The sequence below is a fragment of the Actinomyces oris genome (assembly GCF_001937665.1).
Lineage (GTDB): Bacteria > Actinomycetota > Actinomycetes > Actinomycetales > Actinomycetaceae > Actinomyces > Actinomyces stomatis.
The window spans coordinates 22,232-40,827 of record NZ_MSKL01000002.1; the positions used below are offsets into that span (position 1 = coordinate 22,232).

17 protein-coding genes are annotated in these 18,596 nt (G+C 67.6%); 1 reads left to right on the forward strand and 16 read right to left on the reverse strand.

Features of this window, described 5'->3' with window-relative positions:
* Positions 1-66 precede the first annotated feature (66 nt).
* The 10 genes from coaBC to pyrR form a co-directional block, all read right to left on the reverse strand.
* A complete protein-coding gene (coaBC, locus tag BKH28_RS00300) occupies positions 67-1,404 on the reverse strand; it encodes a bifunctional phosphopantothenoylcysteine decarboxylase/phosphopantothenate--cysteine ligase CoaBC (protein WP_075416959.1) in 1,338 nt (445 codons plus the stop codon).
* Between the two features lie 12 nt (positions 1,405-1,416).
* Positions 1,417-1,815, reverse strand: coding sequence for a DNA-directed RNA polymerase subunit omega (gene rpoZ, locus BKH28_RS00305; protein WP_075417015.1), 399 nt, complete (start codon positions 1,813-1,815; stop codon positions 1,417-1,419).
* Between the two features lie 45 nt (positions 1,816-1,860).
* Positions 1,861-2,454: a guanylate kinase gene (gene gmk, locus BKH28_RS00310; RefSeq protein ID WP_075416960.1), complete on the reverse strand. Its 594-nt coding sequence runs from the start codon at positions 2,452-2,454 to the stop codon at positions 1,861-1,863.
* Between the two features lie 57 nt (positions 2,455-2,511).
* A complete protein-coding gene (mihF, locus tag BKH28_RS00315) occupies positions 2,512-2,823 on the reverse strand; it encodes an integration host factor, actinobacterial type (RefSeq protein WP_075416961.1) in 312 nt (103 codons plus the stop codon).
* Between the two features lie 149 nt (positions 2,824-2,972).
* Complete coding sequence (pyrF, locus tag BKH28_RS00320; protein ID WP_075416962.1) at positions 2,973-3,857, reverse strand: orotidine-5'-phosphate decarboxylase; 885 nt, start codon at positions 3,855-3,857, stop codon at positions 2,973-2,975.
* Complete coding sequence (gene carB, locus BKH28_RS00325; protein ID WP_075416963.1) at positions 3,854-7,204, reverse strand: carbamoyl-phosphate synthase large subunit; 3,351 nt, start codon at positions 7,202-7,204, stop codon at positions 3,854-3,856. The genes pyrF and carB overlap by 4 nt, the downstream gene beginning before the upstream one ends.
* Position 7,205: 1 nt before the next feature.
* A complete protein-coding gene (gene carA, locus BKH28_RS00330; protein WP_075416964.1) occupies positions 7,206-8,429 on the reverse strand; it encodes a glutamine-hydrolyzing carbamoyl-phosphate synthase small subunit in 1,224 nt (407 codons plus the stop codon).
* Positions 8,422-9,744 (reverse strand): dihydroorotase, encoded by a 1,323-nt coding sequence (locus BKH28_RS00335; RefSeq protein ID WP_075416965.1) that lies wholly within the window; start codon positions 9,742-9,744, stop codon positions 8,422-8,424. The genes carA and BKH28_RS00335 overlap by 8 nt, the downstream gene beginning before the upstream one ends.
* Positions 9,741-10,730, reverse strand: a complete 990-nt coding sequence (locus BKH28_RS00340) for an aspartate carbamoyltransferase catalytic subunit (RefSeq protein ID WP_075416966.1) — start codon at positions 10,728-10,730, stop codon at positions 9,741-9,743. The genes BKH28_RS00335 and BKH28_RS00340 overlap by 4 nt, the downstream gene beginning before the upstream one ends.
* Positions 10,727-11,395, reverse strand: coding sequence for a bifunctional pyr operon transcriptional regulator/uracil phosphoribosyltransferase PyrR (gene pyrR / locus BKH28_RS00345; RefSeq protein ID WP_075416967.1), 669 nt, complete (start codon positions 11,393-11,395; stop codon positions 10,727-10,729). Before pyrR ends, BKH28_RS00340 begins: the two co-directional genes overlap by 4 nt.
* Positions 11,396-11,786: 391 nt before the next feature.
* On the opposite strand from pyrR, the gene BKH28_RS00350 reads away from it, so the two are divergent.
* The gene (locus BKH28_RS00350; RefSeq protein ID WP_075416968.1) at positions 11,787-12,650 is read left to right on the forward strand and encodes a glycoside hydrolase family 16 protein; all 864 of its coding nucleotides are present in this window, start codon (positions 11,787-11,789) and stop codon (positions 12,648-12,650) included.
* 106 nt (positions 12,651-12,756) lie between these two features.
* Here BKH28_RS00350 and BKH28_RS00355 read toward each other — a convergent pair whose 3' ends face one another.
* The 6 genes from BKH28_RS00355 to aroC all read right to left on the reverse strand — a co-directional run bounded on the left by BKH28_RS00355 (position 12,757) and on the right by aroC (position 18,544).
* Positions 12,757-13,395 (reverse strand): hypothetical protein, encoded by a 639-nt coding sequence (locus tag BKH28_RS00355; protein ID WP_075416969.1) that lies wholly within the window; start codon positions 13,393-13,395, stop codon positions 12,757-12,759.
* A gap of 263 nt (positions 13,396-13,658) precedes the next feature.
* The gene (gene nusB / locus BKH28_RS00360) at positions 13,659-14,150 is read right to left on the reverse strand and encodes a transcription antitermination factor NusB (RefSeq protein ID WP_075416970.1); all 492 of its coding nucleotides are present in this window, start codon (positions 14,148-14,150) and stop codon (positions 13,659-13,661) included.
* The gene (efp, locus tag BKH28_RS00365; RefSeq protein ID WP_010615272.1) at positions 14,150-14,713 is read right to left on the reverse strand and encodes an elongation factor P; all 564 of its coding nucleotides are present in this window, start codon (positions 14,711-14,713) and stop codon (positions 14,150-14,152) included. Before efp ends, nusB begins: the two co-directional genes overlap by 1 nt.
* A 90-nt stretch (positions 14,714-14,803) precedes the next feature.
* Positions 14,804-15,370: a shikimate kinase gene (locus tag BKH28_RS00370; RefSeq protein ID WP_075416971.1), complete on the reverse strand. Its 567-nt coding sequence runs from the start codon at positions 15,368-15,370 to the stop codon at positions 14,804-14,806.
* Positions 15,367-17,235 (reverse strand): 3-dehydroquinate synthase, encoded by a 1,869-nt coding sequence (gene aroB / locus BKH28_RS00375; protein WP_075416972.1) that lies wholly within the window; start codon positions 17,233-17,235, stop codon positions 15,367-15,369. The genes BKH28_RS00370 and aroB overlap by 4 nt, the downstream gene beginning before the upstream one ends.
* 76 nt (positions 17,236-17,311) lie before the next feature.
* Positions 17,312-18,544: a chorismate synthase gene (gene aroC / locus BKH28_RS00380; protein ID WP_075416973.1), complete on the reverse strand. Its 1,233-nt coding sequence runs from the start codon at positions 18,542-18,544 to the stop codon at positions 17,312-17,314.
* Between the last annotated feature and the right edge of the window lie 52 nt (positions 18,545-18,596).

The window sequence follows — 18,596 nt, forward strand, 5'->3', positions numbered from 1 at the left end:
GCCCATCGTAGTCACCACCAGCACTGATCCGTCGTGGCGTTACCCACGAAAACGCGGAGCCGGGAGTCAGACTGCGTCCACCAGGTCGGCGGTCAGGGAGATGAGAAGACGGGCGACGTCCATCTTGCTCCCTTGTCCCCGCGCTACTTCCGTACCGTGAGCATCCAGTACGACGACGGCGTTGGGGACGTCTCCGAAGCCGAGTTCCTCCCCCACCGCGTTGACCGCCAGAAGGTGAGCCCCTTTACGGCGGGCCTTGGCCCTGCCGTGGAAGAGCACGTCGCCGTCCTCGTCACCGGTCTCTGCGGCGAATCCGACGACGATCTGACCGGGCCGAGGCGGATCACTCACCAGCCCGGCCAGGATGTCCGGGTTGGTGGTGAGCTCAATGGACATGGCCGGTTCTCCGGGACGATCCGCTCCGGCGGGCGCCTGCTTCTTGAGCTTGGTGGTGGCTACGGTGACGGGTCGGTAGTCGGCAACAGCTGCTGCCATGATGACAGCATCGGCGTCGCGGGCGCCGTCACGCACGGCACGGAGCATGTCTGAAGCGGTACCAGCCGCGACAACAGTCACCTCCGCAGGCAGGGCGTTGAGCAGATCGGAGGCCACGTGCGCCTGGACCAGGGTGACGCGGGCTCCCTGTTCGGCGGCGGCCGCCGCCAGTGCGCAGCCCTGACGCCCTGAGGAGCGGTTGCCGAGATACCGCACCGGATCGAGGGGCTCACGTGTACCGCCGGCCGAGATAACGACGTGCCGACCTTCCAGGCGTCCGTCACCCTCAGCCGAAACGTCCTCCGCTTCCGCAGCCACGGCGGCGGGTCGTCTCAGAACAGTCAGGGCCTGCGACACGATCTGCTCGGGCTCAGGCATCCGTCCCACTCCGGAATCCTTGCCGGTCAGACGGCCGGAGTCGGGCTCGATGACAGTCAGGCCGCGCTCACGCAGCACCGCCACGTTGTCTTGGGTGGCGGGATTGAGCCACATCTGGGTGTGCATGGCCGGAGCCAGGACGACGGGGGCCTGGCAGGTCAGTATCGTTGCGGTGAGCATGTCATCGGCCCGTCCTGCCCGCACCCGCGCCAGCAGGTCCGCCGAGGCCGGAGCGACCAGGACGAGCTCGGCCCACTCCGCCACGGCCACGTGCTCGACCGCGGCCGGGTCGTCGAAGACACCGGTGGATACGGTCTGGCCGCTGACCGCTGCCAGCGCCGGAGCACCAATGAACTTCAGTGCCGACTCAGTGGCCACCACCTTGACCTCGTGCCCGGACTGACGCAGCAGTCGAATGACGAAGGGGGCCTTGTAGGCGGCAATCGACCCGGACACGCCGACGACGACGCGCCGCGGCCCCTCGAATGCGGTCGCGGCGCGCTCACTCACAGCAGTGTGCGGCTCGTCCATGGCGAGCCCGGCTCAGAACTGGATGTCGTCAAGGCTGGTGGGAGTCTCGCCCCCCTCGAGGGAGACCGGAGCGTCCAGCGAGATGTCGCTGAACATATCGGCCTCGGCAGCCCGACGGGCTTCCTCGGCCTCGGCACGGCGGGCGCGGGCCACGTCCCCGGGAATGACCTCGAGCTTGTCCTCGGCGATCTCACGCAGAGCGATGCCCAGAGACTTCTCGCCGACCTCGGAGTCGACCAGCGGGCCGAAGAACTCGAACTGGTTGTCCTCGAGCTGCTGGGTGTAGGTGTTGATCTGGCGGGAGCGCTTGGCGGCCTCCACCACGAGCCCGTACTTGGAGTCGACCTTCTTCAGAAGGTCGTCAATCGGCGGGTTGGTGATGCCCTCGGGCTGGGGAGAGGTTCCGAGCATGTGCATGCCTCCGGTTCAATCTCGATAGTTCAGATCCACGTTATTCTAACTGCCGAGCCCCATGAGTCTCTCCAGCTCCGCGGTGGCGCTCGCCACGGTGTCATTGATGACGACGTGGTCGAACTCGTTGGCCGCCTCCAGCTCGGTGCGCGCTGTGGCCAGGCGCCGTTCCTGCTCCTCGGCGTCCTCCGTACCACGCCCGGCCAGCCTGCGAACGAGTTCGTCCCAACTCGGTGGGGCGAGGAAGACGAGCCGGGCCTCAGGCATCGCCTCACGAACCTGGCGGGCGCCGGCCAGGTCGATCTCCAGCAGTGCCGGACATCCGGCGTCGAGCCGGTCCTGGACCGGGCCACGGGGAGTGCCATACCGATACGCGCCATGAACCAAGGCCCACTCGAGCATCTGGCCTCCGGCGACGAGCGAGTCGAAGTCTTCGTCACTGACGAAGTGGTAGTGCACACCGTCAGCCTCACCGGGACGAGGCTGACGGGTGGTGGCCGAGACCGAGACGAACAGGTCTGGATGGCGTCTGCGCAGCTCTGTGACGACGGTGCCCTTGCCCACCGCTGTGGGGCCGGCCAGAACGGTGAGGCGGGCGAGCGCGGGAGCGGATGGGTCTGCGGCAGCAACGTCGGTCATGGTCACATCATGACCTACCGGGCGCTGTCGGCACGAGCCCGCATCCGAGCAGTTGTCCTAGCCGAAGCGCTCCACCAGCGCCGCCCTCTGATTCGCTCCCAGTCCACGAACACGACGGGACTCGGCGATATGCACGTCAGCGAGGATCGCATCAGCTGTTGTGGTTCCCACACGCGGGAGGGAGATGAGCAGTGCTCTGACCTTCATCTTGCCCAGGACATCATCGGTCTCCGAGGCGGTAAAGAATTCGGAGAGCTTGAGCTCCCCGCTCTTGAGCTCGGACTTGATGCGTGCGCGCTGCGATCGTGCAGCGGCCGCCTTTTCCAGTGCCTGAGCCCTTTGCTCAGGTGTCAGTGTAGGAAGCGTCATGGTGTGTCTCCTCCCGGTCCAATGCCAGTGACCCGCACCACAAGCATAAGTCGGGTCCAGTGCACTCGCATTCGCAGGGGCCCATATTCCACAACCGACTTCGTGTTTCCGCACACACCCTCGCCGAAGTGGGCGACAGCGCACGAGGCTCAGCGAAGAGCCGTCACGGCCTCATGGGCAGACGCCAGTGCGGCTTTTCGCAACTCCTCAATGGAGGGACCGGCCCGGAGAACCCCGCGCGAGGTGGAGGCCAGGACCTGACGGCGCGCCGCCCCGAAAACGGTCTCCAGCTCGGCCGGCCCTGCTCCCTGGGCGCCAATCCCGGGCGCCAGCAAGGGGCCGTTGGCACGCTGCAGGTCGATTCCCAGATGAGAGACCGCTCCTCCGACGGTGGCACCGATGACCAGCCCGATGCAGCCGAGTCTGCCTTCGCCACTGGCCTGGGCGTTGGAGGCGGTCACTCCCTCCACGATGCCTGCGGCCACGGCCCGGTCCCCGTTGACAGCGTGCTGAACGGCGGCTCCTTCAGGATTAGAGGTCAGGGCCAGGACGAAGACGCCCCGTCCGTTGGTCTCCGCGAGATTGAGCACGGGAGTCAGGGAGCCGTAGCCCAGGTACGGTGACACGGTGATGGAGTCCGCGGCCAGAGGAGCATCGTCTGACAGGTAGGCCTGGGCGTAGCCGGCCATCGTGGAACCGATGTCCCCGCGCTTGACGTCGAGAACGGACAGGGTGCCGACGTCGCGCAGGGCCGCCAGGGTCTCCTCGAGGACCGCGATGCCGGCGCTGCCGTGACGCTCGAAGAAGGCGGACTGCGGCTTGACGGCGGCCACGTGCCCTCCGACGGCTTCGACGGTCCGCAGAGCGAAGTCTCGCAGCCCCGCGGCCGAGTCGGCCAGTCCCCAGGCCTCGAGCAGGTTCGGGTGGGGGTCGATGCCGACACACAGGGGTCCGTGATCATCCATGGCATCAGCCAGGCGCGCGCCAAAGGAGCGACGGGAGTGATTGTGCTGATTGGGGACGGTGGGGGTCATCGAGTCTCCTTGTCGGCAACGTAGTGGGGCTCGGGCGCTGAGCATCGCCGGGATCGGCGGGCGGCAATGTGCTCCTGGAGGCTGCGAACCCGGAAGGGTCCGCGCAACTGGGCCTCGAGGGCCTGGACCGCCGCCTGGAGCTGTTGAACTGTGGTGATGATGGGGCGGTCGGCGCCGGTTGTAGCCGCGCGGATGGAGTACCCGTCGGCGCGGGCTCCCTGGCCTTTGGGAGTGTTGACGACCATGTCGACGGCGCCGGACTCAATCAGCCCGGCGATCGTCTGCTCACCGTGCGCGCCGACGCCCTGGCTGATCTTGCGCACGGCCATGGCGTCGATCCCGTTGCGGCGCAGTACCTGTGCGGTCCCGGTGGTGGCCAGGACGGTGAAGCCGAGCTCGGCCAATCGAGCCACCGGCAGGATGATGGCGCGCTTGTCCCGGTCCGCCACGGATACGAACAGTGTGCCCTCTTCTGGCAGACCGCCGTAGGCGCCGGCCTGGGACTTGGCGAAGGCGCGGGGGAAGTCCACGTCGTAGCCCATGACCTCACCGGTGGAACGCATCTCCGGTCCCAGGATCGTATCGACGACACGCCCCTCGGCGGTGCGGAACCGTTTGAATGGCAGGACCGCCTCCTTGACGGCGATCGGGTCATCGGGATCGGTGATGGCGGCGTCGGCCTCGGGCAGGTGGCCGGAGGACCTGAGCGAGGCGATCGTCTCCCCTGCCATGATGAGGGCCGCCGCCTTGGCGAGCTGCACGCCGGAGGCCTTCGAGACGAAGGGGACCGTGCGTGAGGCCCTTGGGTTGGCCTCAATGACATAGAGGACGTCGGAGACCAGGGCGAACTGGATGTTGAGCAGCCCGCGCACCCCCACCCCGACGGCGATCGCCTCAGTGGAGCGCCGGATGCGCGCGATCTCCGTGTCGGAGAGGGTCATGGGTGGCATGACGCAGGCCGAGTCGCCGGAGTGGATCCCCGCCTCCTCGATGTGCTCCATGACTCCGCCGAGGAACAGCTCGCTTCCATCGTAAAGGGCGTCAACGTCGATCTCGATGGCGTCATCGAGGAACCGGTCGATGAGCAGCGGCCCGGTCCCGTAGACGCCACCGGGCTCGCGGCCGGCTCGCTGGAGATAGTCGTCCAGGCCGCCGGCGTCGTAGACGATCTCCATACCTCGCCCACCGAGCACATAGCTCGGGCGCACCAGGACCGGGTAGCCGATGTCCTGAGCGACCGAGCGGGCCTGCTCATCGCTCAATGCGGTGCCGTGCGCCGGTGCGGGCAGCCCGGCGCGCTGGAGGACGACGCCGAAGGCCTCGCGGTCCTCGGCAGCGTCGATGGCCTCGGGGCTTGTGCCCAGGATCGGCACCCCGGCCTCGGACAGCCTGGAGGCCAGGGACAGCGGCGTCTGCCCGCCGAGCTGGACGATGACACCGGTCACCGGACCTGCCGCGCGCTCGGCCTCATAGACCTCGATGACGTCCTCGAAGGTCAGAGGCTCGAAGTAGAGCCGGTCGGAGACGTCGTAGTCAGTGGATACGGTTTCCGGGTTGCAGTTGACCATGACGGTCTCGTAGCGCTCGGACAGCGCCATGGAGGCGTGGACGCAGGAGTAGTCGAACTCGATGCCCTGCCCGATGCGGTTGGGGCCCGAGCCCAGGATGATGACGGCCTCGCGCTCGCGGGGCGCAACCTCGGTCTCCAGGTCGTAGCTGGAGTAGAGGTAGGGGGTACGTGAGGCGAACTCGGCTGCGCAGGTGTCCACGGTCTTGTAGACCGGGCGCAGCCCGAAGGCGTGACGGACCTCGCGCACCGTGTCCTCGCCGATGCCTCGCAGAGCGGCGATCTGGACGTCGGAGAAGCCGTGGCGCTTGGCCAGGGCCAGGACCTCGGGGGTGAGGACCTCGGCGTCCTCGACCTCCTGAGCCACCTCTTGGAGGAGCAGCATCTGGTCCAGGAACCAGGGGTCGATGCGTGTGGCCTCGTGGAGCTGAGAGATCGTGGCGCCTCCGCGCACTGCCTGCTGGAGGTCGACTAGCCGGTGCTCACTGGGGGTGGCGATGGACTCCAGCAGCTCGGAGGTCTGCTGTGCGGTGGGAGCAGGTCCGTCCCAGTGGAAGACAGTGCCCTTCTTGTCCAGGGATCGCATGGCCTTCTGAAGCGCCTCGGTGTAGGAACGGCCGATGGCCATGGCCTCTCCCACCGACTTCATGGTGGTGGTGAGCCGGGGATCGGCGCCCCGGAACTTCTCGAAGGCGAAGCGCGGAACCTTGACGACCACGTAGTCCAGGGTCGGTTCGAAGGAGGCCGGTGTGGAGGCGGTGATGTCGTTGGGGATCTCGTCGAGTGTGTAGCCCACGGCGAGGCGGGCGGCGATCTTGGCGATCGGGAAGCCGGTGGCCTTGGATGCCAGGGCGGAGGACCGCGAGACGCGCGGATTCATCTCAATGACAATGATCCTGCCGGTGGCAGGGTCGACTGCGAACTGGATGTTGCAGCCGCCGGTGTCGACCCCGACCTCGCGGATGACGGCGATACCGATGTCCCGCAGCTGCTGGAGCTCGCGGTCGGTCAGGGTCAGGGCCGGGGCGACCGTGACGGAGTCGCCGGTGTGCACGCCCACGGGGTCGATGTTCTCGATGGAGCACACGACCACCACGTTGTCGGCGGCGTCACGCATGAGTTCGAGCTCGTACTCCTTCCAGCCCAGGATTGACTCTTCCAGGAGGACCTCGGTGGTGCGTGAGGCGGCCAGACCGGCACCGGCAATACGGCGCAGATCGGCGTCATTGAAGGCGACGCCGCTGCCCAGACCCCCCATCGTGAAGGAGGGGCGCACGACGACGGGGTAGCCGCCCAGCGCATCCACTCCGGCTCGGCACTCGTCCATGCTGTGGGCGATGACGCTACGGGCGACCTCGGCGCCGCAGCGCTCGACGACGTCCTTGAACTCGTCGCGGTCCTCCCCGGCGTTGATGGCCGCGGCGGAGGCGCCGATAAGCTCGACGTCATACTCCTCGAGCACACCCCGCTCGACCAGGCTCATGGCGGCGTTGAGGGCCGTCTGCCCGCCCAGGGTGGGCAGGAGGGCATCGGGGCGCTCCTTGGCGATGATGGTGGTCAGGACCTCGGGGGTGATTGGCTCGATGTAGGTGGCATCGGCGACGTCCGGGTCGGTCATGATCGTGGCCGGGTTGGAGTTGACCAGGACGACGCGGATTCCCTCGCTGCGCAGGACTCGGCAGGCCTGGGTGCCGGAGTAGTCGAACTCGCAGGCCTGCCCGATGACGATGGGGCCCGATCCGATGACCAGGACGGAGGTGATGTCAGGGCGAGCAGGCATGTCAGTTCTTGTCCTCGCGGTCCTGGCCCTGGCGGTGCTCCCGCATGAGGCGGATGAATCGGTCGAAGAGGTGCTCGGCGTCGTGGGGGCCGGCAGCGGCCTCGGGGTGGTACTGCACCGAGAAGGCCGGCAGATCGAGAGCCCGCAGTCCCTCGACGACGCCGTCATTGAGCCCTAGGTGAGAGACCTCCACCCGGCCGTAGCGACCATTGTCGAAGGGCGCCACGGAGGGCTCGTCAACGGGCGCGTCGACGGCGAAGCCGTGGTTATGGGCTGTGATCTCCACCTTCCCGGTGGTGCGGTCCAGGACAGGCTGGTTGACGCCGCGGTGCCCGTAGGTGAGCTTGTACGTGCCGTACCCCAGGGCCCGCCCCAGGAGCTGGTTGCCCAGGCAGATGCCGAAGAAGGGGATGCGCGCGTCGAGCACGCCGCGCAGAAGCTCGATCTCGACGTCCGCGGTCCCGGGGTCTCCGGGGCCGTTGGAGAACAGGACGCCGTCAGGCCTGAGTGCAAGGATCTCGGAGAGGGTGGTAGACTGGGGCAGGACGTGTACGCGTACGCCGCGCTCGGCGAGCTGCCACGGGGTACGCGACTTGATGCCCAGATCGATGGCGACCAGGACCGCGACCGGCTCCTGACCCTCGGCCGGTCCGGTGGGCTCGACGACGTAGCCGGAGGGAGTGGTCACCTCGGCGGCCAGGGCGCGACCGCTCATAGGTGGCTCGCTGCGCACAGTCTCCAGGCAGATGTCGACACAGGCCTGGCTGGGACCACCGGGGTCGGTGCCTCCGGCAGGCAGGGAGTCCCCGGAGAAGATGCCGCCGCGCATCGCGCCCGCCTCGCGTAGGTGGCGGGTCAGCGCCCGGGTATCGACCTCGCATATCCCGACGATGCCGGAGGCCCGCAGGTCGTCCTCCAACTCCCGGCGGGAGCGCCAGCTGGAGGCTCGTCGGGCCGGTTCGCGCACGACGTAGCCGGCCACCCAGATACGGTCGGACTCGGCGTCTTCGTCGTTGACCCCGGTGTTACCGATGTGTGGTGCCGTCTGAACCACGATCTGGCGGTGGTAGGAGGGGTCGGTCAGTGTCTCCTGATACCCGGTCATCCCGGTGGAGAAGACGATCTCCCCGATGGCGCGTCCTGGAGCCCCATAGCTGCGGCCCCGCAGGGCCCAGCCGTCCTCCAGGACGAGGAGGGCGGCTGGGCGGTGGGTCGACTCAGACATGAGCCGAGTCAGCAGGGGCCTCGACAGGAGCCCCGTCCAGGACGGTGGGCCGGCCGTGGAGGAAGGTGGCCATGACCTGACCCGGGAGCTCCATGCCCGCGTAGGGGGTGTTGGTGGAGCTGGTCCATTGAGCGGAGCCGTCGACGGTGCGGCGCACCTCAGGGTCGACCACCGTGATGTTGGCCGGAGCCCCGATCTCCAGCTCACATCCCTGGTCGCTCAGGCGACCGATGCGGGCAGGGGTCGAGGACATGGCCCGGGCGATGTCGCGCCAGGTCATGCGTCCGGTGCTGACCATTGTCTCGATCAGGACACTCAGAGCCGTTTCCAGTCCCGTCATGCCGAAGGCTCCGGCCTGCCACTCGCAGTCCTTGTCCTCCACCGGGTGCGGGGCGTGGTCAGTACCGACGACGTCGATGGTGCCATCGGCCAGGGCCTCGCGAACCGCCTCCACGTCCTCGGCCGTGCGCAGCGGAGGGTTGACCTTGTACAGCGGCGAGTAGGTACGGGCCATCTCGTCGGTCAGCAGGAGGTGGTGCGGCGTGACCTCGGCGGTGACATTGATACCGCGGGACTTGGCCCACCGGATGATGCCGACGCTGCCGGCGGTGGACAGGTGGCACACGTGCAGACGCGAGCCCACGTGCTCGGCCAGCAGGACGTCGCGGGCGATGATCGACTCCTCCGCCACCGCGGGCCAGCCGCGCAGTCCCAGCTCTGCGGAGACAACGCCCTCGTGCATCTGGGAGCCCTCGGTGAGGCGGGGATCCTGAGCGTGCTGGGCGATGACGCCGTCGAAGGACTTGACGTACTCCAGTGCCCGGCGCATGAGGACGGGGTCGGAGACGCACTTGCCGTCGTCGGAGAAGACGCGCACGCGGGCGGCGGAGGTCGCCATGGCGCCCATGTCGGACAGGTGCTCACCGGCCAGTCCTGCCGACACGGCCCCCACCGGGTGGACGTCCACCCAGCCGGCCTCACGACCCAGCCGCAGCACCTGCTCAACGACACCGGCGTTGTCCTGGACGGGCGTGGTGTTGGCCATCGCGAAGACGGCGGTGTAACCGCCAACGGCCGCCGCGCGGGTACCGGAGTAGATGGTCTCGGCGGACTCCCCTCCGGGCTCGCGCAGGTGAGTGTGGATGTCGACGAGCCCGGGCAGGGCGATGAGCCCGTCAAGGTCATGGCGCTGGGCGTCGGCGGGGGCCTTCGCTGCGGCGTCAGGGCCGATGGCGGTAATAGTGCCATCGGTGATGAGAATGTCAGTGGGGTCCTCGCCGTAGGGGCGGACACCGGTCAGGAGGTGGGAGGTCACAGCTGGTTCCCTTCGTCAGCGAGGAGGAGGTAGAGGGCGGCCATACGGACAGAGACTCCGTTGCCGACCTGCTCGATGATGCGTGAGCGGGGGTCGTCGGCGGCCTCGGCGGTGATCTCGAGGCCGCGGTTCATGGGGCCGGGGTGCATGACGATGGCATGCTCCGGCATGGCCCGGCGCCGGGCTGAGGTGAGGCCGTAGACGCTGGAGTACTCGGAAGGACTCGGGAAGAAGCCACCGCCGGCGGCACTCATGCGCTCGCGCTGGACGCGCAGCATCATGACGGCGTCGGGCTGGATGTCCTCGATCGCCTCATCAAGGTTGTAGGAGACCTCGCAGGGCCAGTCGTCCATGCCGACGGGCAGCAGCGTCGGGGGCGCCACGAGGGTGACCTTGGCTCCGAGTGCCGTCATGAGGTCCACGTTGGAGCGGGCCACCCGGGAGTGCAGGACGTCTCCGACGATGATGAGGCGGGCGCCTTCCAGGTCGCGCCCCTGCGGGGCGGGACTGCCGTCCGCTGTCGCGCCGGCACCGGGGACGTACCAGCGGCGCAGCGTCATGGCGTCCAGAAGCGCCTGGGTGGGGTGCTGGTGGGTGCCGTCGCCCGCGTTGAGGACCGGCACGTTGATCCAGCCGGCGTGGGCCAGCAGGTGCGCGGCGCCGCAGGCGGAGTGGCGCACGACGACGGCATCCGCGCCCATGGCCATGATCGTCTGGGCGGTGTCCTTGAGGGACTCCCCCTTGGACAGTGAAGAGCCCTTGGCCGAGAAGTTGATGACGTCGGCGCTCAGGCGCTTGGCGGCGGCCTCGAAGGAGAGCCTGGTGCGAGTGGAGTCCTCGAAGAAGAGGTTGACCACGGTCTTGCCGCGCAGCGTTGGGAGCTTCTTGACCGCCTGGCTCTGCGTGGCGGCCATCGCCTCAGCGGTGTCCAGGATCATGACCGCCTCGTCGTGGGTCAGGTCCTTGGCGGAGAGCAGGTGCTTCATCGGGTGGCCTCCTGGTCGGCGCGCTCGCTCGAACGCTCAGTAGGGACGTCTGCGGGAACAATGGTGACGGCGTCGGTGGAGGCGCCGAGCTCGGTCAGGGAGACCACGACCTTCTCGGTGCGGGAGGTCGGCAGATTCTTACCCACGTAGTCAGCGCGGATGGGCAGCTCCCGGTGGCCCCGGTCGACAAGGGTGGCGAGCTGTACGGCCCGGGGGCGGCCGACGGCACCCAGGGCATCGAGGGCGGCACGGATGGTGCGTCCGGAGTAGAGGACGTCATCGACGAGGATGACGACCTTGCCGTCAATGCCTCCCTGGGGGATCTCAGTGGGACGGGGCACGCGGATGGGATGGCGCCCCAGGTCGTCGCGGTACATGGTGATGTCCAGGGTGCCGACCGGGACCCTGGCGGCAGCCTGAACCTGCCCCGCCTGCTTGGACCACTGCGTTCCTTCGCTCGAAGCGACGGCGAGCGCCTCGACGAGTCTGTGTGCAAGTGGCGCTCCCCCGCTGGGGATCCCTAGGACGACGACGTCCTGAGTCCCGTGGTTGCGTTCCAGGATCTCGTGCGCGATACGGAACAGGGAGCGGGCTATATCGGGAGGTCCGAGGATCTCCTTGCCCTGGATCGATGCGCCAGAGGCGCCTGACAAACGTTCGGCCATTTCAGGCCTCCTTCCCCGCCTCTCTGGACGGACTTAAAGGATGTTGGTCGCCAGCGAGTTTACGCCACCCGCAGCGGCTTGCGCTCGCCCACGCAGAACGGGCTTCAGAGACGAAGGTCACGTCGATGTCAGTGAATCGGCTCTACACCTGGTACCAGTCGCGGCAGGGCGTGTTTTGCGTCTACAAATCGTCCGTGACAATGTTTAGTCTTAGCCCAATGCTCGGGCGTCACCAGACGCTGACTGCGAGATCGTCACAACATGTCGAGAGCTTGAGAAGTGAGTGCCGGATCCATCTGAGCCCGATTGAGAGCTGAACGATGTCGCGGGGCAGACAAGGTCCGGTGTTGCTGCCGCTTCAGCGACTTCTTCTCAAGCAAGGAATGCCCTCATGACACTCCCTACTCGACGTTCGATCATCACCGGCCTCGGCGCCGGGGCGGGGCTGGCCGCCGCTGGTCTGGTGTCCCCCTCGCCGACCGCTGCAGCCAAGCCGACCTACGATTTCGGCAGTCTTATCTTCAATGAGCAGTTCTCCAGCGGGACGGACTTCTCTCCGTCGCGTTGGCGCGACAACCGCTCGGAGCCCGAGTCCTGCACCAGTTATGACTGGGGGGTGTTCACGCATGACTCCCACAGCATCAGCAACGGTGTCGGGCATCTCCTGTGGCGCAAGCGCGCCACTCCCCTCAAGGGCTTCCAGAACCGCTTCGACAAGGAGCCGACCCTTCGCTACGTCGACCAGGCATTTGTCACCACGCAGGGACTGTTCTCCTTTGTCTACGGCTCCTTGGAGACCAGGGCGCGCTTCCCGCAGTCAGCCGAGGGCCTGTTCGCCGGGATCTGGTTGCGAGCGGACGACGATGACAACGGAGGCGAGATCGATGTCGTTGAGACCTATGGTGGCGGCAGCGCCACCGGTATCGCCGAGTCGACTGTGCATTTCGGCCAGGCGGGGGGCACAGGAAGCAACCTGGGGGTCTCGCCGCGGCCCGATCTCACCCAGTGGCACACCTACGGGATGGAGAAGACCCCCGAGAGCATTCTTTTCCTTTTCGACGGTCAGCCCTACCACGAGGTCTCGCGTTCAACATCGGAGAAGGAGTTCGATGAGTGCTTCGGTGACGACGCCGCCTACCACATCTGCTTAACCACGCACAGCGGAAGTATTCACCGAGGCCGGCTGAACCATGAGGGCTTCACCCAGGCACAGGTGGATATTGACTATATCGTCGTACGGGCCATGGACGAGTAGCTGATGCGGCGCCCTCAGCCTGCACTCCGGCCGGTTCGCCAGGACGCGTTGGCGCGGGCTGAGGGACTGTGCCGGCACCCGAGTTCTCCTCGGTGCCGGCAACAGATCATGCGAACTGCGTTCCCGGAGCCTGAGGCGCTCTGACCGATGGGTCCAGTGCCCTGCTCATGCGGAGGAGAAAGCCGAACCCCACTGCGATCAGAGCCTGCACCAGGTCGCAGGTGATAAGCACTGATTCCATGAAGTAGTCAGTGCCCCCAGCAGAGGAGCCGGACGATCCCTCCAAGAACAAAGTGACATAGCTGATGACGGCGGGAAGCCCCGCGACGATACTCGCGGCCAGCAGTGCCGACGTTGGCATCTTGGCCTCGTCCCATCCGTCGGGCTGGACTCTGGGCGTCCTGGAATGCGCCTTGATGCAGGCGATGAGAGCAAGGATGAAAGTAGCGATCCACCCGAGGCCAACGATGAACGGGGTGAAGATCATCGCGAGAAGGCCAATGAAATCAAGGAATGTGAACTCCAGGGACGGATCCTTTGGGACGACGGAAGTAACGAATAAGGTGGTGGAGGTGATCATCTGAACGCTCATGGTGATGATCCCGGCGACGCCACTCGAGAGAGACACCTTGCGGGTTGCGGAGCGCTTGCGCTGAACCGTCGTCAGGACCGGGTCGTTCCAGCCGAAGCCAGGAACAGGAGTCTGCCCCATCGAGGGGTAGTAGCGGCCGTAAGGAACTGTCATGTGTCCGTTCCACGGGTAGCCGGCGTTGTCGGGACCGGACGGTAACGATGCTGGACTCTCGGGGCCATACGTCCCCTCCTTGAGCGACGAACTGCCCTTGATGTAGGGGTAGTCGTTGGGATTCTGGGGAGGTAGGTGACTCACGGGGGTGCTCCAGCATCGGCAGAGGGGATGGCCTCAGCCTAGGCCGACGGTGTCGGATGGGAGCACCTCACGGCATAGGGAGTGCACCCCATGCCGTGAGCCCCTTCGCTCCATATGACTCAGCGCAACGTGTCCGCGAGGTCGCCGATACGCCCTAGAAGCCCTCCCAGGTACCTGGGTGACTCATCGGTGGAGAGCATCCGGCTCAGCGTCATGGCCTCGTCCACGGCAACAGGAGCATCGACGTCGTCGTTGTAGACGATCTCCCAGGTGGCGACACGGGCAATGGCGCGGTCGACGGCCGGCATGCGCCCCAGGGTCCATCCCTGGGCGTAGGTCTGGATCGTCTCATCAACGTCGCCCAGATGGTCGCACACACCGTTGAGGATATCCCGCGTGTAGGCAGGGGCCTCGGTGTGGTTGGCCGAGCTGACGGCGCGCAGCTGCGCGAAGGAGCGCAGCTCCTCAGTGTCCTCGGAGCTCAGCATCCCGCGCTGATCGGCCTCGAAGAGGATCTCGATGGCACGCCGGCGAGCCTTGGTGCGGGCGGTGACCGGGTGCCGCGACGCGGGGCTCGAGTGGGTCGAGCCCTCCTCGGGATGCTCGGTCATCAGTCGTTGACGCGGGAGATGTAGGAGCCGGAGCGGGTGTCCACCTTGACCTTGTCACCGGTATTGAGGAACAGGGGGACCTGGATCTCGGCACCGGTCTCGACGGTGGCCGGCTTGGTGCCCGCGCTGGAACGGTCGCCCTGGAGGCCCGGCTCGGTGTGGGAGATCGTCAGGACCACGGAGGCCGGCAGCTCGACGAACAGGACCGAGTCCTCGTGGAAGGCCACGATGACCTCCTGGTTCTCCAGCATGAAGGTGGCGGCGTCGCCAACGGTGGCCGAGGGGACGTAGGTCTGCTCGTAGGACTTGACGTCCATGAAGACGTAGTCGTCGCCGTCCTTGTAGAGGTACTGCATGTCGCGCCGGTCAACGGTGGCGGTCTCGACCTTGAGGCCGGCGTTGAAGGTCTTGTCGACGGTCTTGCCGGACAGGACGTTCTTGATCTTGGTGCGCACGAAGGCGGGGCCCTTGCCGGGCTTGACGTGCTGGAACTCCACTACCTGCCACAGCTGGCCCTCGAGGTTGAGCACCATGCCGTTCTTCAGGTCGTTCGTCGTGGCCACGAGGGTTTCCTCACTGTTGCATTGCATCTGGGACGCGCTGATCCTACCGCGACCTGCCGCGCTCACCCCGTGACGGGCGTGTCGCACCGATCACGAGTGGCGGGACAAATCGGCTGCGACGGCGCTCATCACCTTCTCGCCGGCCTCGTCGGGGGTGGTTGTGGTGGTGTCGATGACGACGTCGGCCAGATCCCGGCACTGGGCCTGACGTTCGTGGAGCATCTGGACGAACTGGTGGTGGATGGTTCCCAGGGCCACGGACCGGGGTGCGTCGAGACCGTTACGGGTGGCCAGGGCCCGGGTGGCGCAGATCAGGGCCACGACGCGGTGACTCTGACGGTTGGCGAGCCTAAGACGCTCAAGGCCCTGGCGTACTCCAGCAGCCTCCAAACAGCCCGATCCCAGGGCGACGACGACGCTCCCGGTCTGGGCACGCTCCAGGAGCCTCACAGCGGTGTCGGCCTCGACGCGGCGGTACTCGGTCTCCGGCACCGCAACGAGCGCCAGGTCCGGGCGGGTTCCCAGCTCGTCGGCAACGAGCCGCCCCAGATCGAGCACGGGCAGGCCCTGGGCACTCCCGACGGCACGGGCCACGCTCGAGCAGCCGGCACCCGGCGGGCCGGTGAGGATGAGTGAGCCCGGTGCCGTGGCACTCAACCGCGGTGCCCTTCTGTTTGGTGGGCCCCACCGGTGACAGCCTCATGAGCCGACAGGAGAATACTCTCCGCCGGCGCCTGAACCCGCACGGGCCTGGCGATGTCATCGAGCAGGACGAGACGTAGTCGGCCGCCGCGCACCTTCTTGTCGCTCATCATGGCCTCCTTGAGCTCCTCCCAGCGTCCCTCCCCTTCGGGGAAGCGGGTCGGCAGGCCGACCGCCTCGAGGCTCTGCCGGTGCAGGGCGAGTGCGTCACTGCTCAGATTGCCGTTGCGGTGGGCGATCTCGGCGGCGAAGACGCAGCCGACGGCCACCGCCTCTCCGTGACGCCAGGAGTACCCGGTGACCTTCTCGATCGCGTGGGCGTAGGTGTGGCCGTAGTTGAGGACCTCCCGTAGGCCGGCCTCAGTGAGATCCTCCCCCACGACGGCTGCCTTGACCGCTACCGAACGGGCAACCAGGTCGGCCAGTACTGGCGAGTCCCAGGTCAGGCAGTCGGCGGGATCGGCCAGGACCCGGTCGAGAATGACGGAATCGGCGATCAGGCCGCACTTGACGACCTCGCCGAGTCCGGCCCGCAGCTCGGAGGCCGGCAGCGTGGAGAGCGTCTCCAGGTCGGCGATGACAGCGGCCGGCGGGTGGAAGGCACCCACCAGGTTCTTGCCGGCGGGCGTGTCGATCCCCGTCTTGCCGCCCACGGCGGCGTCCACCATGGCCAGCAGCGTGGTGGGCACCTGCACCACGGGAACACCCCGCAACCAGGTGGCGGCGGCGAAACCGGCCAGGTCCGTCGTCGCCCCACCACCGAGACCGACCACGAGCCCGTCGCGCCCCAGGCGGAAGGAGCCAAGCCGATCCCACAGGTGCTCCAGGACGCGCGCCTTCTTGGCCGCCTCTCCGTCGGGAACCTCGAGACGCAGGACGCGCAGGCCCTCGGAGGTCAGTGCCGCCTCGGCCGCGGCGGCGCGGTCGGCCAGCGCCTTGGCGTGAACGACGGCGACACCTCCCGCACCCGCCCCCGGAACGTCCTGCACGAGGCGGGGCAGCTCGGCCACGATCCCGTGGCCGATGAGCACGTCGTAGGGGCTCTCTCCGGCAACGCTGACCCGTCGTGCCCCACTGCAGACCTCGGTGGTGGCAACGGGCCGGACACGGACGCGCCGAGGCGAGTCACCGGGCCCGTCCGGGGCAGTGGCGGAGTCCGCCTGCGTCTCGGCCATGGGCGCCAGGACACTGACCGCCTGAGCGGTCTGGACCCCCAGGGCCACGAGGATGAGAGCGGCGATCTGCTGGGGGCTGAGCCCATCGGTGGGCACGGTGAGAGTGGCGACCTCGGAGTACAGCGGTGAGCGCTGAGCGTGGAGCGCCTCCATCCGCGCCAGGACGCCCGCGTGCTCGCCGTGCTCCTCACAGCGCTGCTGAGCGGCACGGGCCTGGTCGGAGTCCGCGTCAGGAGCCATGACAGGGCGCCCCGACCCGTCGCCCACGTGCTTGGCGGCGGTGCTCGGGGAGGCGGACAGGTAGATGACGGTATGACCGCGCAGCAGGTCTCGGTTCTCGGAACGCAGAACCGCTCCCCCACCCAGGGCGATGACGCCCTGAGCGGCTGCCGGGGAGTCCAGGACCGCCCGCATGGCCCGGTGCTCGCGGTCGCGGAAGCACTCCTCCCCCTCGGAAGCGAAGATCTCGGGGATCGTCATGCGGGCGCGCCGGCGGATCTCGGCGTCGGTGTCGGTGACCTGGACCCCCAGGGCCTGGGCCAGGAGCCTGGCCTGAGTGGTCTTGCCCGCGCCGGGCAGCCCCACCAGCACCAGGGGCAGCTGGTCGTCGCGCAGAGCGATGGTCGGAACACGCTTCCAGGTCATGATCGTGTCTGCCTCTCCGTTGAGATCGCTGTGGGTGGTACCAGTATCGCCCGAGCAGAGCGAGTTGCCACGAGATTCACCGCTCGGTTCGCCACTGTGTCCGTTCTGCGATGCGGGCCTGGTAGGAACGGAGGTTGCGTCGGGCCTCATCGACCGAGTCGCCTCCGGTCTTGTCCAGCAGAAGATCGGCCAGAACCAGGGCGGTCATGGCCTGAGCGATCACCGCTCCGGGGACGACGGCGCACACGTCGGAGCGCTGGTGCAGCCCGGTGGCGGCCTCACCCGTGGCCAGGTCGACGGTGCGCAGGGCCCTGGGCACCGTGGAGATCGGTTTGAATGCGGCCCTCACCCGCACATCGGAGCCGTTGGAGATGCCGCCCTCGATGCCGCCGGCACGGTTGGTGGGCCTGGTGAGCGTTCCTGAGGTCACTGAGACGATCTCGTCATGGGCGGCTGAGCCCCGCCGGGCCGCCTCGGCGAAGCCGTCGCCGATCTCCACACCCTTAACGGCCTGGATCCCCATGAGCGCGGATGCCAGGCGCGCGTCGAGGCGGCGGTCGGCGCTGACATGGGTGCCCAGTCCCACTGGGACACCGGTGGCGATGACCTCGACGACGCCCCCGAGCGTGTCACCCTCCTTCTTGGTGCCATCGATCTCAGCGACCATGGCGGCACTGGTGGCAGGATCCGTGCAGCGCACCGGGTCTGCGTCCAGGCGCCCGGTGTCCTCAACACTCGGTGGGGGCGCGTCCTCGGGCAGGGCGACCGAGCCGATCCGCACGACGTGGCTGACCAGTCTGATGCCGGCGACCTGTGCCAGAAGGGCCTCGGCCAAGGCCCCCAGCGCCACCCGGGCGGCGGTCTCACGGGCTGATGCCCGCTCCAGGACCGGACGAGCCTCATCCAGGTCGTACTTAAGCATCCCTGGCAGGTCCGCGTGCCCGGGCCTCGGGCGGGTCAGCGGTCGGTTGCGGGCGATCTCACGCTCATCGCCGGTCCCGGCGTCGATGAGCAGCTCATGGGGATCCACGGGGTCGGCACTCATGACCGTGGACCACTTGGGCCATTCGGAGTTGCCGATCTGTAGGGCGACGGGGCTACCGATAGTGCTCCCGTGGCGGATGCCGCCCAGGACCCGCAGCTCATCGCGCTCGAAGGCCTGGCGAGCACCGCGCCCGTGCCCCAGACGACGCCGGGCCAATGCTGCCCGAATGTCCTCACTGGTGATCCGCACGCCTGCGGGCATGCCCTCCAGCACCGCGGTCAGGGCCTCGCCGTGGGACTCCCCGGCCGTCATCCATCGAAGCATGAGGCAGATACTCTCACACGCCGATGTCGCCTCCGGCGTCCCACGTCGAGAT

Bases quoted from the DNA above. Each gene is read 5' to 3' on its own strand.
- coaBC (WP_075416959.1), bottom strand. From the start codon at position 1,404: ATGGACGAGCCGCACACTGCTGTGAGTGAGCGCGCCGCGACCGCATTC.
- rpoZ (WP_075417015.1), bottom strand. From the start codon at position 1,815: ATGCTCGGAACCTCTCCCCAGCCCGAGGGCATCACCAACCCGCCGATT.
- gmk (WP_075416960.1), bottom strand. From the start codon at position 2,454: ATGACCGACGTTGCTGCCGCAGACCCATCCGCTCCCGCGCTCGCCCGC.
- mihF (WP_075416961.1), bottom strand. From the start codon at position 2,823: ATGACGCTTCCTACACTGACACCTGAGCAAAGGGCTCAGGCACTGGAA.
- pyrF (WP_075416962.1), bottom strand. From the start codon at position 3,857: ATGACCCCCACCGTCCCCAATCAGCACAATCACTCCCGTCGCTCCTTT.
- carB (WP_075416963.1), bottom strand. From the start codon at position 7,204: ATGCCTGCTCGCCCTGACATCACCTCCGTCCTGGTCATCGGATCGGGC.
- carA (WP_075416964.1), bottom strand. From the start codon at position 8,429: ATGTCTGAGTCGACCCACCGCCCAGCCGCCCTCCTCGTCCTGGAGGAC.
- BKH28_RS00340 (WP_075416966.1), bottom strand. From the start codon at position 10,730: ATGAAGCACCTGCTCTCCGCCAAGGACCTGACCCACGACGAGGCGGTC.
- pyrR (WP_075416967.1), bottom strand. From the start codon at position 11,395: ATGGCCGAACGTTTGTCAGGCGCCTCTGGCGCATCGATCCAGGGCAAG.
- BKH28_RS00350 (WP_075416968.1), top strand. From the start codon at position 11,787: ATGACACTCCCTACTCGACGTTCGATCATCACCGGCCTCGGCGCCGGG.
- BKH28_RS00355 (WP_075416969.1), bottom strand. From the start codon at position 13,395: ATGACAGTTCCTTACGGCCGCTACTACCCCTCGATGGGGCAGACTCCT.
- nusB (WP_075416970.1), bottom strand. From the start codon at position 14,150: ATGACCGAGCATCCCGAGGAGGGCTCGACCCACTCGAGCCCCGCGTCG.
- aroB (WP_075416972.1), bottom strand. From the start codon at position 17,235: ATGACCTGGAAGCGTGTTCCGACCATCGCTCTGCGCGACGACCAGCTG.
- aroC (WP_075416973.1), bottom strand. From the start codon at position 18,544: ATGCTTCGATGGATGACGGCCGGGGAGTCCCACGGCGAGGCCCTGACC.